The sequence below is a fragment of the Collinsella aerofaciens genome (assembly GCF_964243765.1).
GTDB lineage: Bacteria > Actinomycetota > Coriobacteriia > Coriobacteriales > Coriobacteriaceae > Collinsella > Collinsella aerofaciens_BU.
The window spans coordinates 13,427-26,707 of the sequence record NZ_CAXTGI010000006.1 but is presented as its reverse complement, the minus strand read 5'-3'; the positions used below and the strand labels follow the sequence as shown (position 1 = coordinate 26,707).

Sequence of the window (13,281 nt, the reverse complement as noted above, 5' to 3'; positions counted from 1 at the left end):
CCGTTTTACAAACGGCGTACCTGCCAAAAAGGGACAGGTTTATTTTGGCAGGTTTTATCTAGGGTAATATCGCGAGGCAACCGCCTCTCTAGCATCCATCCAACTTCGAGAGACGCTAGAGAGGCGATTCGGCTGCATCTACTTCTTCCGATAGCGGCGGTTGCGGCTCGTCGATAAACCCATTACTTCAATGAGTCCTTTATCCGCCATTTTTGGCAGATGGTAACGGACGGACGAAACCTTGACCCCCGATGCAACCGCTATTTCTCGCGCCGTCATATCTGTTCCGGCGCTGAGAGCCTCCAGGATCCTATCTGCCGTCGAAGCTGACGATTCCCTGCTCATATCGATAATTTCAAACGTGTCTTTGCCACATTTTGACAGGACACGTTTATCGACAAGGTCCCCGCAGATCAGGCGAATGTCATCCGAATCCCACTTCAAAGCCTCTCGTATTTTTTGGACATCGCATACGCACCCGTGTTCCCGCATAAACATGAGCAATGTTTCCTCGCGATCCGTCAGCTCGGTGCCCACATGGCCCTGAATCCACAAGCGGTTCTCAGCAAGCTCCGCCCCGTGCCGGGAAAGCAGCACCGTAAACGAATCGGCCTTAACGATAAAATTCGGCCTGCCAAGCGAACGAGACTCCATCTCACGAATCATAGCCGGGATACCAGATCCCTGGCTTTCCGCGACAGCCCCCTCGGCATGCTCTAGCGGCGTCGCCCCCATCAGGCTCATGAGCTTTGGGTTTCGGCAGCGCGATTCCCCGTCCGCAAGATTGTCCACCGTCTTTCCACCCCATAGTCCGCCGGGGTTTTTGATCTCTATTCTGTCTGGATAGATATCGACACTCACGGCCTGCCCCACAAACATGGGCGAGTATTCTCGATGGATGCAGGCATTCGCCAAGGCCTCGCGCAAAACCTCCTGGGGCACTTCCCAATCCTCCCTTCTGCCAGCGCCTTGCACTATCGCCGTTTTGCGCAAGTTTCGTCCAATCGCGGCGAGGGCATCTTCGATGCAAGCCGGAATCGGGCCATCGCACAACTGGCGGTCAATAAACCGGGGTTGCCCGGGTGCAGATTTTTCCACATCGGAATGAACGGCGACATCGATCATCAGCTTGGGATAGAACTGCTGGGGGTAAATTCCCGCCGACAGAAGCCCCGCGAGCTTCACGGCACCATCCTTTGTAGTTATATTGAGTCTGACCAGCTGCTTTTCCAGCGTATCGGCCCCGCGCAAAACGCGCGGGGTCTGCAGCCGACGATTTGCGATAATAGACCGCACGACATCTGGATCCAAATCCTCGACTGTTGCCTCCGGGACCACCGTACCGTCTGCATCGCTCGGGAGCAACGCGCTCTGTAGCTCATATAGCTCAGCGGGCGACATCTTAATATCTTTATCATCCACGCGCTTGTAGCTACCATTCTGCACGCCGCGCGCGCCGATATAGCACGGCTTCGCTTTAAGCTCAAGTTCAAAGATGCGCACCAGAAGCACCTGGAGCCCGTCGACCTCGCCCCGATCAAGCTCATACCGCGGCGCATGGGTCACCACCGCCGCTGAGCCTCCGTCTCCGATGCCCGAAACAAACTGATCGCGCACCCTGTCGATAGCAAAATTAGCGGAAGGAACAAACCCTTCGACTTCGTTCAGGCCCAAAATAATGAGCCCACCCGCGGTGTTCGCAAAAGCGCTCACGGTCTCCCATACGTCTACACTCAATTTATTCGTGCAAGCTTTAACTTCTACCGATGCGTCATCGGTCCCCCGTCTGCGAAGACGCTCAACGATAAGGCCAAGAGGTTCATCCAGCAGCATTGGCATTCCGTCTCTCTAAAACAATAGATTTATCTCTCTAGAGTTTAGTATATCTCTCTAACTTTAGAGAGATGAGCACTTTGTTTTAGAGAGACATTTAGAGAGATGTATCGAATTCACTGCTAGATAGCCTGAGGCTATCTCTCTAACCAACTTTCTCTTTAGAGAGACATTTAGAGAGACGAGCGTAATCTCTCCAACCATGGGCTCCGCTCTTTAAAGCGCGCACATGCCAACCGTACCCTAAGTTGCAGTGAAATAGTTCCTGTTTTGCGGCCCCTCGGCCCCAACAGGAACTATTTCACCGCAACTTCGTTTGGCGGGCATTGCCCCGCCAACCTGCCAAAAAGGGACAGGTTTATTTTGGCAGGTTTTATCTGGGGAAACGCAAGCAGGGCCGCAGCGTCGCATGGCGTTGCGGCCCCTTCCTTGGAGAAGGATCGATTGATTGAGCGGGCAGGTTACACCTAGCCCTCGAGCCCAGCGTTAATAAGCTCCGCGATTTCAGCGGGATCGGTGCTCGCGCGCACCTTATCGCGGAAGCCGGCGTCCATCAGCATCACAGCAGCCTTGGAAAGCAGGCGCAGATGCGTGGTTCCAGCTTCGCCGGCGGGCACGTACAGCGCAAGCGCGACATCGACGGGCACGCCGTCAAAGCTCGGCCACTCGACGGGCTCGGCCAGTTTGAGCACGGCAACGCCCGGCGTATGAATCGCGTCGCTCTTGGCATGCGGAACGGCAAAACCGGCGACAAGGCCGGTCTCGGCCTCGTTCTCGCGAGCAATAAAGGCAGCCTCTACGGCAGATGCGTCATCGGCAAAGCCGAGCTCGATGGCCTGCTCGGACAAATAATGCAGGGCGTCCTCGCGCGAGGCGGCGGTATACCCGATCGTCACTTGGTTGGCAGATACAAATCCCATGGAAACCTTCCTTACAGCACAGACCTGACCGCAGCTTCGATGCCGTCGGCGTCCAAACCGTACTTGTGCAGCAAATCGACCGCAGGGCCAGACTCGCCGTACACATCGCGCACGCCGACGCGACGCATCGGCACCGGATGCTGCTCCGCGAGCACCGAGGCCACGGCCTCGCCAAGACCACCGATAATCGAATGCTCCTCGGCAGTGACCACACGACCAGTCTTCTTGGCGCTGGCAACCACCAGGCGCTCATCAAGCGGCTTGATCGTGTGCATGTTGATGACCTCGGCGTCAATACCATCGGCAGCGAGCGCCTCGGCAGCCTCAAGCGCCTCGGCGACCATCAGGCCGCAGGCGATGATGGTCACATCGGACCCCTCGCGCACGACCACGCCGCGACCAATCTTGAACTCATAGTCCTCGCGGTCGTTGATGACCGGTGTTGCCAGACGGCCGAAGCGCATGTAGACCGGACCTTCAAACTCATAGGCGGCGCGCACGCAAGCACGAGCCTCGATGTCATCTGCGGGAACGATCACCGTCATACCCGGAATAGTGCGCATGAGCGCGATGTCCTCGCAGCACTGATGCGTAGCGCCGTCTTCACCGACCGAGATGCCCGCATGCGTGGCGCCGATTTTGACGTTGAGGTGCGGATAGCCGATGGAATTGCGCACCTGCTCGTACGCACGACCGGCGGCGAACATGGCAAAGGTGCTCGCAAAGGCGACGTGGCCCGTGGTCGCAATGCCGGCGGCAAGCCCCATCAAGTTGCTTTCGGCAATGCCGGCATCGTAGAAGCGCTCAGGGTGCGCAGCCTTAAACTTACCGGTCTGCGTGGCGGCGGCTAAATCAGCATCGAGGACCACAAAGTCATCGCGCTCATTGCCCAGCTCGACAAGTGCCTCGCCGTAGCTAACGCGCGTGGCAACTTTCTTGACGTCTGCCATTAGAGCTCCTCCCCTGCTGCTGCGAGCTCGGCCATGGCCTGCTCAAACTGTTCATCGTTGGGTGCCTTGCCATGCCAGCCCACCTGGTTTTCCATAAAGGAGACGCCCTTGCCCTTCACCGTCTCGGCGATAATGGCCACGGGCGAGGCACTCACTTTGCGAGCCTCGGCAAAGGCGGCGGCAATCTGCGCCATGTCGTTACCGTCGGCGAGCTCGATCACATGCCACTTAAAGGCGCGGAACTTGTCGGCAAGCGGCATAGCCGAGTTAACTTCGTCGATACTGCCGTCAATTTGCAGGCCATTGTGATCGACGATAGCAACGAGGTTATCCAAGTCGTGGTTGCCAGCGAACATGGCCGCCTCCCACACCTGGCCCTCCTCGCACTCGCCGTCGCCCAGCAGCGTGTAAACACGGTAGCTGTCACCCCAGTGCTTTGCGGCGAGCGCCATTCCAACCGCGGCGGAGATACCCTGACCGAGCGATCCGGTAGACATGTCGACGCCCGGAGTGTCATTCATATTGGGATGGCCCTGCAGGCGGCTGCCGATATGACGGAGCGTCTCGAGCTCCTCCTTGGGAAAGAACCCGCGCTCGGCGAGCACGGCATAGAGTGCCGGAGCGCAGTGTCCCTTGGAGAGCACAAAGCGATCGCGCTCGGCGCAGCTCGGATTCGCCGGGTCGACATCCATTTCCTCAAAGTAGAGGTAGGTCATAATGTCGGCGGCGCCAAGCGATCCGCCCGGATGCCCCGACTTGGCAGCGTGGACACCCGTGACAATACCGCGGCGAACCTCATTGGCAATCTTGGCCAGTTCCTGATCGGTCATGGAGTTTCCTCTCTTGAGCACGCCGGCCCGGCATAACAAATGCTGGGCCGGCAGAACCATCGTTACTGTGCCTCGACGACCTTTTTCCAGTCGGCCTCGAACGAGGCAAGGCCCTGGTCGGTCAGCGGGTGATGCAGGCATTTCTTAAGAGCAGCCATGGGGACGGTCGCAATATCGGCACCGAGCAGCGCCGCCTGGGTCACGTGATTGGGCGTGCGGACGGATGCGGTGATGATCTCGACGGTGTCGTCGACGTTCTTGCCAGTCCAGTCATAGTTCTTAATGCAGGTCACAACGTTGTCGAGCTGCGAAATACCGTCCTCGGCGATGTCGTCAAAGCGGCCGACGAACGGGCTAATGTAGCGGGCACCGGCGTTGGCGGCCATGAGGGCCTGGGTCGGCGAGAAAACAAGCGTCATGTTGACGCGCACGGCTGCATCGGCCAGGGCGCGGCAGGCGGCGAGGCCGGCCTCACAGACGGGGAGCTTGACCACGATGTTGGGAGCCAGGGCGGCGAGACGCTTGCCCTCCTCGATCATGCCCTCGGCAGTAGTCGCGGTGGACTCGGCGGACACGGGCAGTCCCTCGCAAAGCTCGGCGATCTTGAGCATGTGGGGCTCAAAGTCGGCCAGCTTGCCGCCGGTCTTGGCGTACAGGGACGGGTTGGTGGTGACGCCGGCAAGGCAGCCCCAGCTCTTGGCCTCGGCGATCTCGTCAAGGTTGGCGGTATCGATAAAGAACTTCATGGTGCAAACTCCTTCGGAGGAATCCAAAACTCAAAAAATAGGACAAAGGGGATGTCCCTTTGTCCTATGTGCCGGGCCTGCAGCTGGGACATGCCCCAGGCCCGGCGTCGTGTAGGAAAAGCTACTTAGAGAGCCTTCTCGATGCGGCTCGTGACACCCTTGAGGTTAAGACCGACGACGTACTGCTTGATCGGGCGCTTGATGTGCTCGATCACAAAGCGCTTGCCGTCGATGTCCTGGGCAGCGAGGTTGCGATAGAGCTTCTCGACCTGATCCTTGACCTCGGGATCGTTAAAGGCGTAGTGGCCGGATACATCCAGAATCTTCAGGCTGAGCTCGTCGTCGGCCAGAATGTCGTCAACCTGCAGGTTGACATCGTCGCCGGTCATCCACTTGCGCCAGCGCTCGGTCTTGATAGCCTTGACCAGCAGCGTGTGATACAGGTCGGAGGGATCGTCGCACAGGCCGTTGTCGACCAGAATCTGCTCGGTAGCGCAGAGCTTGAGGTAAGCGCGGGTCTCCTCGGTGCCGTACTGGGGAGCGACATTGGAAGCGGTCACGTGAGCCGGAATGTGCTCGAGCAGCGTCGCGTCATCCAGGTAGTCGGCGTTGTGCTCCTTCAGGCCCACGCCATAGCGCTTGGCCATGTCGGCGAGCTCGCGGGCGTTCTTAAAGTTATAGTGACCGATCTGCTCGGTCCAACGGGTGAGCGTACCGGTCTGGCCGACGATAAAGGTGGGCATGGGGCAGCCGCGCTTCTCGAGCTCGGGCTGCAGCGCAGAAATGAACTCCTCGTACTTATCGGTAGAGGTCAAGCCGCCATTGGTCTCCTCGGTACCGACCTCATAGGCAACCTCGGGCAGATTATGCTCGCGACGGTACTGCTCGAGGTAGTCGATAAGATCGATCGTGCGGCGAAGCACCACGTCGAGCGGAATAACCTTGCCGATCTGATAGGGGTCCTTGGTGGGGTCGACCATCAGCAGGTCAAAGCCTGCCTCCATGTCGGCGACGAAGGACTTGCGGGCGAGCTCCATGGCCTCGTCCTCGGGCAGGTGGGCGTTACGCTCCTCGTCGCGCTGCCACGGACCGCCGTGATCGCGGCACAGGTAGTACGGACCGGTGTAACCCACCTCGTCGGCAACCTTCTTGATGTCGGCGGCAAATCGCGTCTGGTCCCAACCGTTGACGTAGCCGGCGCCCATCTCGTCCATATCGACCTGGTTGCGGCTGGCGATAAACATGGGCGGGAAGTCCTCGTCCTTGGCAAGCTCGAACACGGCCTGAATCAGGTTGGGGCTCATGGGGCCAATGCCGACCATGGTTGCGTGATCACCGCTATCCTGCAGCTTGAGCATGCCCTGAACGGCCTGGCGGATGGTGAGGTTGGACATTTTGTTCTCCTTCTCCAGAGGATTTTTGACAAAAGTTCCCTGGGACCCAGATGCGGGCCCTATCAGTACGGATGGATTTTGTTGTGTAGGGGCGGTTGTGCGGAGTCAAATCCATCCCTCCGCACAACCGGAGTCCTTAGAGGTTTACTTGGCCTTCTTATCGAGCGCGGGCTTCATAGCAATCAGGATTGCGGCGGCGACCACGGAGCCGATCACGATGTCCAGGCAGAACAGCGCGACGTTGTTGGTAGCAAGGGCGACGATAAAGCCACCGTGCGGGACGTAGCAGTCGATACCCTGGAAGGCGGCGAGCGCCGCACCCACGGCAGAGCCGATGCAGATGCCGGGCAGGGTGTGGCCAAGGTCCTTGACCGCGAAGGGGATAGCACCCTCGGTAATGCCGATGCAGCCCATGAACAGTGCGGAGATACCCATCTGGCGATCGGCGTCATCGAACTTGTTCTTGGCGATGAGCGCAGCGAGACCGCAGGCAATCGGGGGAATGGCGACGGCGACGCGGAACATGCCGTTGGGACCATAGATGCCGGAGGCCATGATGGCCATAGTAAAGGTCGAAGCGGTCTTATTGATGGGACCACCCATATCGAAGGCGGTCATAACGCCAATGACCAGGCCCAAGACGACGGCGGAGCCGCCCTGCAGGCTACCGAGCACGCTGGTGAGCCAATCCATCACAAAGCCAAGTGGCGTGGCCAGGATGTAGATGTAGGCCATGCCCAGGACGAGCGAGGTCAGAATCGGGATGATCAGGATCGGCATGATGGTCTGGATGGTGTTGTTGACCTTCCAGGTCTTCATCCAGCGGACAAAGTAACCGCAGATGACAGCCATGATCATGGCGCCCAAGAAGCCAGTCGAAACGCTGTTGCCGCTCGGAGTGACGACGGCGTTGTTGACCAAGTAGCCCAGGACAAAACCGGGGGCGAGCGCGGGCTTGCCGGCCATCGAGTAGGCGATGTATGCCGCAAGCACCGGAATCATCATGGAAATACCGGCCATGCCGATGGTATTAAGGCTCACCATCAACGGGTTGGTGACCTCCATACCGCTAGCACCGGCAGTACCGGATGCCAACGAGAAGGCGAGGAACACGCCACCGATAACGACAATGGGGATAAAATAGGAAACGCCGGTATTGAATGCATTGAGCAGTGTCTTACCCGGATCGGCAAAGATAGACTGCTTGGACGCCGGTGTCGGGGCCTGCGGGGCAGCGGAGACGGCCTTCTTCTCTGCCTTGGCCTCGGCCTTGGGCGCGTCAACGGCACCGCCCGTCGCCTTGATGATCTCAACAGCCTGGTCGATAATCTTGACCGGATCGGCGATCACATCGGAAGTACCGACCTTGAGGAACTTGCCCTCGGCCATCTTCTGCTCAAAACGGTCCTCGTTCTCGACACCCACGTCGACGGACTCCAGGACCAGGTCGGCGGAGTCCACGTCTTCCTGCGTGAGCTCATTCTCGATACCCAGGCCACCCTGAGCCTCGACCTTGCACTCGATGCCACGGGCGGCGCATTCATCCTGAATCGCCTTCTGGGCCATATACGTGTGGGCGATACCCACGGTACAGGCGGCAACGCCTACGATCTTCATTGCTTCCCTCTTTTCATAGAGTTGCGTGCGCAAGACACCGTTTGCGGAGGCCTCCGGAGCATCCCCTGCCGTTTGGACTTGCTGTCTTTTCGACAAGACCAATATAGGTGCTCGTTTTTCTTAATGCCAGCTTATTTCGGTAAACGCGCAGGTCAGAGCGTTGGTTATGCGATTTAGTTATGCGTTTAACCAAAAATGAATCCTGCGATTTTGCCCTCGATTTCAAAAGTCAAGAAGTATTTAATTTTCTCGGTAGACGGCAGATGCGCATGCCGGTCACAAATTTCGACCCCACCCGTATGCCGCATTTGTTGCATACTCATATGAAAGGAAAAAGCCGCTCACCGAAGCGCATCCCTCACCAAGACTCAAAGTCATCATGTTGGAAAATGCTCATCTGTCGGAAGGAGTCGCTGTGGCAAAACAGCGCGTTACGATCGCAGACGTCGCTCGAGAGGCGGGAACCTCGACGGCAAGCGTCTCGTATTACCTCAACGACAAACGAGACAAGCTCAGCGACAAAACACAGGCAAAGATCGCGCGTGTTATAAAAGAGCTGGGATACGTCCCCAACGCGCAGGCGCAAACGCTCACCGGCAAGCAAACCCACGTCATTGCCATTATCATTTTGGATAACACCAACAAGTGGGCGGGCCTCGTCCTCAACGGCATGGAACAGGTCATGCTCCCCGCGGGTTATCAGACGGTCGTTTGCACGAGCAACTTCGACCCCGACACCGAGCTCATGTACGTCGACAAGATGCTCTCGCTGGGCGTCGATGGCTTTATCATCCAACCCACGGCAAATTTCAAAGCCGTCCACGACCGCATCAGGCGCGCCGGCAAGCCCGTCGTCTTTTTTGACGCGGCCATCTACAGCCCGGGCACGAGCTGGATCAAGACCAACCTCTACGACGGCGTGTACAATGCCACGCAGGCGCTTCTCGACGCCGGCTACGAAGACTTCTTTTCCATCGCCGCCAACATGACCGAAATGCGCACCCGCATGGAGCGTTTCCAGGGATATGCCGAGGCGCTGGCCGCGAATGGGCAGCTCTACAAAGCCATCCCCATCGACCACAACAAGCCGTCAATCACCGAGCTCACCGAATACTTTAAATACAAGTTCAACCCCGCCAAGCGCACGCTCATCTTCGTGCAAAACCAATGGGCACTTCCGCGCGTCTATAAGGCGCTTCAGCCCATGGTCCATCTGCTCCCACAGCAAATCGGCCTTTTGGGACTCAACTGCGAAGACTGGACTAATCTCACCACGCCGACCGTCTCCACCATCATCGAGCCCGTCGACCAGGAAGGTCGCGAAGCAGCCGAGATGCTGCTCGCCCTACTTGACGGCAGCAGCGAACCCGGCGAGCAGCGCATTCTCGAGTGCAAGCTCAACTGGCTCGACTCCACCTCGATCTAGACCGCGGGACAAATTAATCAGTAGTGTTTGTCCCAAATCTTAAGTATTTGTTCGATAGAACGACCCTCGGCGGCTCCTGCTAGACTGGTAGGTTCCCAACCATCCATCCAGGAGCCTCAATGTCGCGCAAGTCCGCCTACAAGCAAGTACTTTCCATCGGCACCGCCGTGGTGCTGGGGTTTGCGCTGTTTACGGGATCGCTCGACAGGGCGCCCAAGCTGCTCTCGCCGCAAAGCGATGAGCAGGCGGCAACTCTTGCCGAGAAGCAAAACGAGAGCCCCAGCCGCACCGATGACGAAGCAGACCTGGTTGCCCGGCTCGAATCGGGAACAGCGAGCTCCACGGACTCCGGCGATGGCTCCGAATCCGCCACGACCAACACTAACGGCAACGTTGCCGAGGACAGCTCCGCCACCCCCATCGACGAGGTGGAAAACCCCGACCTCGACCGCGCCCGCGGTGTTTATCTCAGCAGCATTCCCGACTACGCCGGCAACCCCTACGTCGCCCTGCGCGCCGACAGCACACACCCGCTCGGCACGCCGTCATTCACGCTCGATGAATACGAGCGCGCTACCGAAGAGGGCTGCTTTAAGAAGTTCTCCAAGCTCGATAGCCTTGGCCGCACCCGCAAGGCACTCGCCTGCGTGGGTCCCGAATCGCTTGGCCAAGGCGAGCGCGGCGATATCTCGCGTATCCATCCCGCCGGGTGGCACCAGCAGCGCTACGACTTTATTCCGGGTCAAAGCCTCTACAACCGTTGCCACCTCATCGCCTGGTCGCTCTGCGGCGAAAACGCCAATCGCAAGAATCTCCTCACCGGCACGCGCTATCTCAACGAAACGGGCATGCTGCCGTTTGAGGAGCAGATCATCGACTACATCCACGACACAGGCAACCATGTGCTCTATCGCGTCACACCCATGTACAACGAGGAGGAACTTGTCTGCCGCGGCGTGCGCCTTGAGGCGCAATCGGTCGAGGATCACGGCAAGACCCTGTGCTTCCACGTGTACTGCTACAACCTGCAGCCGCATGTGCAGATTGACTACGCCACCGGCCGCAACCAGGCCTCGGGGGACTAGCCCCCAACCGCGACATGAATCGATTTGCAGCCCCAGGAATCAAATAAGGCCGCCCGGTTACCCAGGGCGGCCTTTTCGTCAGCACCTACATTGCAGGCAAAACCACACGTTACTTGGCGCGGCCCTCCTCATAGCGCTCGACCAGCTTGGCCTGAACGTCATAGGGCACCTGCTCATAGCCTGCGGGCTTCATAGTAAAGTCGCCCGTGCCGCGCGTGATAGAGCGCAGGCGCGTCGAATAATCCGTCAGCTCGGCCAGCGGCGCCTGGGCAATGACCACGGTATCGCCGCGCTCATCGGTCTCCATGCCCGTCACGCGACCGCGCGAGGCCGAGATGTCGCCCATCACGGCGCCGGCGTAGCTCTCGGGGATAGTCACCGTGATTTCCTCGATGGGCTCCAGTACCACCGGATCGGCATCGGCGCATGCCTTGCGCAGGCCGATACGAGCCGCCGCGCGGAACGCCATCTCGTTGGAGTCGACGCTGTGATACGAGCCGTCGTACACCGCGACGCGAATGCCCGTGAGCGGATAGCCGGCAATGATACCGTCCTTCATGGTCTCCTGGACGCCCTTGTCCACGGCGGGGATGAGCGAGCGCGGGATGCGGCCGCCCACGACCTCGTCAACAAACTCATAGCCGTCGCTCGTGCCGTCGGGCCCAATGAGCGGCTCCACGCGCAGCCAGCAGTCGCCGTACTGACCGGCGCCGCCGGTCTGCTTCTTGTGGCGACCCTGGGCGCTTGCCGTGCGGCGGATGGTCTCGCGATACGGAATGCGGATCGGCACGCTTTTGGCCACGACCTTGGTGCGGTCCTCCAAACGGTTGAGCAGCACCGAAACCTGTGCCTCGCCCACGGCGGAGATGATAGTCTGGCCCGTCTCCTCGTCACGGTCGATGCTCATGGTCGGATCGGCCTTGCAAGCCTTCTCGATAAACGTGTAGAGCTTCTCTTCGTCGCCGCGATTCTCGGCCTCGATGGCAATGCGGTACTGCGAGTTGGGGAACTTAAACGCCGCTGCCTCGACCTTACCGGTAATGGAGAGCGTGTCACCCGTCTCTGCCGCCAACTTGGGCGCCACGATAATGTCGCCGGCATAGGCGTGACCGACCTCGGTCATGTCGCGGCCGCACATCACATACAGGTGAGCCAGACGATCGCTCTTGCGGGTACGCGCGTTGACCAGCTCGAGGCCCGGCTCAAGCGTACCCGTCAGTACCTTGATAAAGCTGATGCGGCCCTGCTGCGGATCGGCCAGGGTCTTAAACACAAACGCCACCGGGCGGTCATCGTCGCTCGAGATCTTAAGCGAGTCGCCGTCGATGAGCGGCATCTCGCCGTAGTCAGTCGGCGCCGGGAAGTACGTGGCGATGTCGTCCATCAGCGAGTTGACGCCCTGCTCCTTAATGCAATCGCCCGCAAAGACCGGCACAAAGATGCGCTCGGCGATCGCCTTGGACAACAAACCCTCAAGCTCCTCCTGCGTCAGCGTCTCCTCGCCTTCCAGGTACTTCATCATCAGCTCATCGTCGGCCTCGGCCACCAACTCGCACAGATGGTCGTGGGCCTCCTCGGCCTGGGCACGATACTCCTCGGGAATCTCCGACTCAACGGCTTCGGTGCCGTTGCAGTGGCGCGCCTTCATGCGCACCAGGTCGATGATGCCGTCAAAGTCTTCGCCCTCGCCCCAGGGAAGAGTCACGGCGCCCAGTCGCGTACCAAAGCGCTCCTGCAGCAGTTCCATGGTGGTCGCAAAGCTGGCCTCGGAGCGCGACAGGCGGTTTACGAACACCGCGCGCGCCAGACGCAGGTCCTCGGCGGCATACCAGAGCTTAACCGTCGTAGGCTGCGGGCCGGCCTCGGCGTCGACCACAAACAGCGCCGTCTCGCAGACGCTCATCGCGGCAAAGGCGTCGCCGATAAAATCGGGGTAGCACGGGGCATCGAGCACGTTGATGCGGGCGCCCTTCCAGTCAATCGGCGCGATGGTCGTCGAGATGGAAAACGCACGCTTGACCTCTTCGGGGTCATAGTCGAGCGTGGGCTTGGTGCCGTCGTGGCCGCCCAGGCGGGCGGTCTTACCGGAAAGGTGGAGCATGGCCTCGGCGAGTGAAGTCTTGCCCACCCCGCCTTGGCCTACGAGCACCACGTTCCTTACATTGCCGGTCTTGGGAGCACCCATGATGACCTCCTTGCAGGGTCGCGCGCGATGCGCGACGCCAACGGGGAGAGTTCGCGGTCGGTGCCGTCCCGGGAGCAGCATGGTCGGCAGCCGAGCCGACTCACCCTCCAAATGTCCTATGCCACCACCCTACCCTTGCAGTCGCCTGTCCATGCAGACCTTTCGGCACGCGTATGGATACAGGCGGCGAGAGGAAGAGACAAGCTTGTGAGGCAATTATTGAACCCCGTCGATGTAAACAAAAAGCCGCCACAGACCGTAAGACCTGTGGCGGCTTCGCCTCAATTAATAGTTG

At 59.4% G+C, this 13,281-nt stretch carries 10 protein-coding genes; 2 read left to right on the top strand and 8 right to left on the bottom strand.

Annotated features, from left to right (window positions below; translation table 11 throughout):
- Window positions 1–138: 138 nt before the first annotated feature.
- The 7 genes from ACESSC_RS05570 to ACESSC_RS05540 form a co-directional block, all read right to left on the bottom strand.
- Complete coding sequence (locus ACESSC_RS05570; protein WP_373161742.1) at window positions 139–1,839, bottom strand: ATP-binding protein; 1,701 nt, start codon at window positions 1,837–1,839, stop codon at window positions 139–141.
- A gap of 461 nt (window positions 1,840–2,300) precedes the next feature.
- Window positions 2,301–2,753: a PTS sugar transporter subunit IIA gene (locus tag ACESSC_RS05565; protein WP_373161740.1), complete on the bottom strand. Its 453-nt coding sequence runs from the start codon at window positions 2,751–2,753 to the stop codon at window positions 2,301–2,303.
- 11 nt (window positions 2,754–2,764) lie between these two features.
- Window positions 2,765–3,703, bottom strand: coding sequence for a transketolase family protein (locus tag ACESSC_RS05560; protein WP_161162226.1), 939 nt, complete (start codon window positions 3,701–3,703; stop codon window positions 2,765–2,767).
- Window positions 3,703–4,533, bottom strand: coding sequence for a transketolase (locus ACESSC_RS05555; protein ID WP_117817835.1), 831 nt, complete (start codon window positions 4,531–4,533; stop codon window positions 3,703–3,705). Before ACESSC_RS05555 ends, ACESSC_RS05560 begins: the two co-directional genes overlap by 1 nt.
- Before the next feature lie 62 nt (window positions 4,534–4,595).
- Window positions 4,596–5,279, bottom strand: a complete 684-nt coding sequence (locus ACESSC_RS05550) for a transaldolase family protein (RefSeq protein WP_373161737.1) — start codon at window positions 5,277–5,279, stop codon at window positions 4,596–4,598.
- A gap of 125 nt (window positions 5,280–5,404) precedes the next feature.
- Complete coding sequence (locus tag ACESSC_RS05545) at window positions 5,405–6,673, bottom strand: class II D-tagatose-bisphosphate aldolase non-catalytic subunit (RefSeq protein ID WP_373161734.1); 1,269 nt, start codon at window positions 6,671–6,673, stop codon at window positions 5,405–5,407.
- 144 nt (window positions 6,674–6,817) lie between these two features.
- Window positions 6,818–8,290 (bottom strand): PTS fructose transporter subunit IIC, encoded by a 1,473-nt coding sequence (locus ACESSC_RS05540; RefSeq protein WP_271744609.1) that lies wholly within the window; start codon window positions 8,288–8,290, stop codon window positions 6,818–6,820.
- A gap of 415 nt (window positions 8,291–8,705) precedes the next feature.
- On the opposite strand from ACESSC_RS05540, the gene ACESSC_RS05535 reads away from it, so the two are divergent.
- A complete protein-coding gene (locus tag ACESSC_RS05535; RefSeq protein ID WP_346972564.1) occupies window positions 8,706–9,716 on the top strand; it encodes a LacI family DNA-binding transcriptional regulator in 1,011 nt (336 codons plus the stop codon).
- Between the two features lie 119 nt (window positions 9,717–9,835).
- Window positions 9,836–10,801, top strand: a complete 966-nt coding sequence (locus ACESSC_RS05530; RefSeq protein ID WP_373161730.1) for a DNA/RNA non-specific endonuclease — start codon at window positions 9,836–9,838, stop codon at window positions 10,799–10,801.
- A 109-nt stretch (window positions 10,802–10,910) separates the two neighbouring features.
- On the opposite strand, the gene ACESSC_RS05525 is transcribed toward ACESSC_RS05530, so the two are convergent.
- Window positions 10,911–12,986 carry an elongation factor G gene (locus tag ACESSC_RS05525; RefSeq protein WP_118081728.1) on the bottom strand — a complete coding sequence of 692 codons (2,076 nt, stop codon included), beginning with the start codon at window positions 12,984–12,986 and terminating at the stop codon, window positions 10,911–10,913.
- Window positions 12,987–13,281: the final 295 nt, after the last annotated feature.

Bases quoted from the DNA above. Each gene is read 5' to 3' on its own strand.
- ACESSC_RS05570 (WP_373161742.1), bottom strand. From the start codon at position 1,839: ATGCCAATGCTGCTGGATGAACCTCTTGGCCTTATCGTTGAGCGTCTT.
- ACESSC_RS05565 (WP_373161740.1), bottom strand. From the start codon at position 2,753: ATGGGATTTGTATCTGCCAACCAAGTGACGATCGGGTATACCGCCGCC.
- ACESSC_RS05560 (WP_161162226.1), bottom strand. From the start codon at position 3,703: ATGGCAGACGTCAAGAAAGTTGCCACGCGCGTTAGCTACGGCGAGGCA.
- ACESSC_RS05555 (WP_117817835.1), bottom strand. From the start codon at position 4,533: ATGACCGATCAGGAACTGGCCAAGATTGCCAATGAGGTTCGCCGCGGT.
- ACESSC_RS05550 (WP_373161737.1), bottom strand. From the start codon at position 5,279: ATGAAGTTCTTTATCGATACCGCCAACCTTGACGAGATCGCCGAGGCC.
- ACESSC_RS05545 (WP_373161734.1), bottom strand. From the start codon at position 6,673: ATGTCCAACCTCACCATCCGCCAGGCCGTTCAGGGCATGCTCAAGCTG.
- ACESSC_RS05540 (WP_271744609.1), bottom strand. From the start codon at position 8,290: ATGAAGATCGTAGGCGTTGCCGCCTGTACCGTGGGTATCGCCCACACG.
- ACESSC_RS05530 (WP_373161730.1), top strand. From the start codon at position 9,836: ATGTCGCGCAAGTCCGCCTACAAGCAAGTACTTTCCATCGGCACCGCC.
- ACESSC_RS05525 (WP_118081728.1), bottom strand. From the start codon at position 12,986: ATGGGTGCTCCCAAGACCGGCAATGTAAGGAACGTGGTGCTCGTAGGC.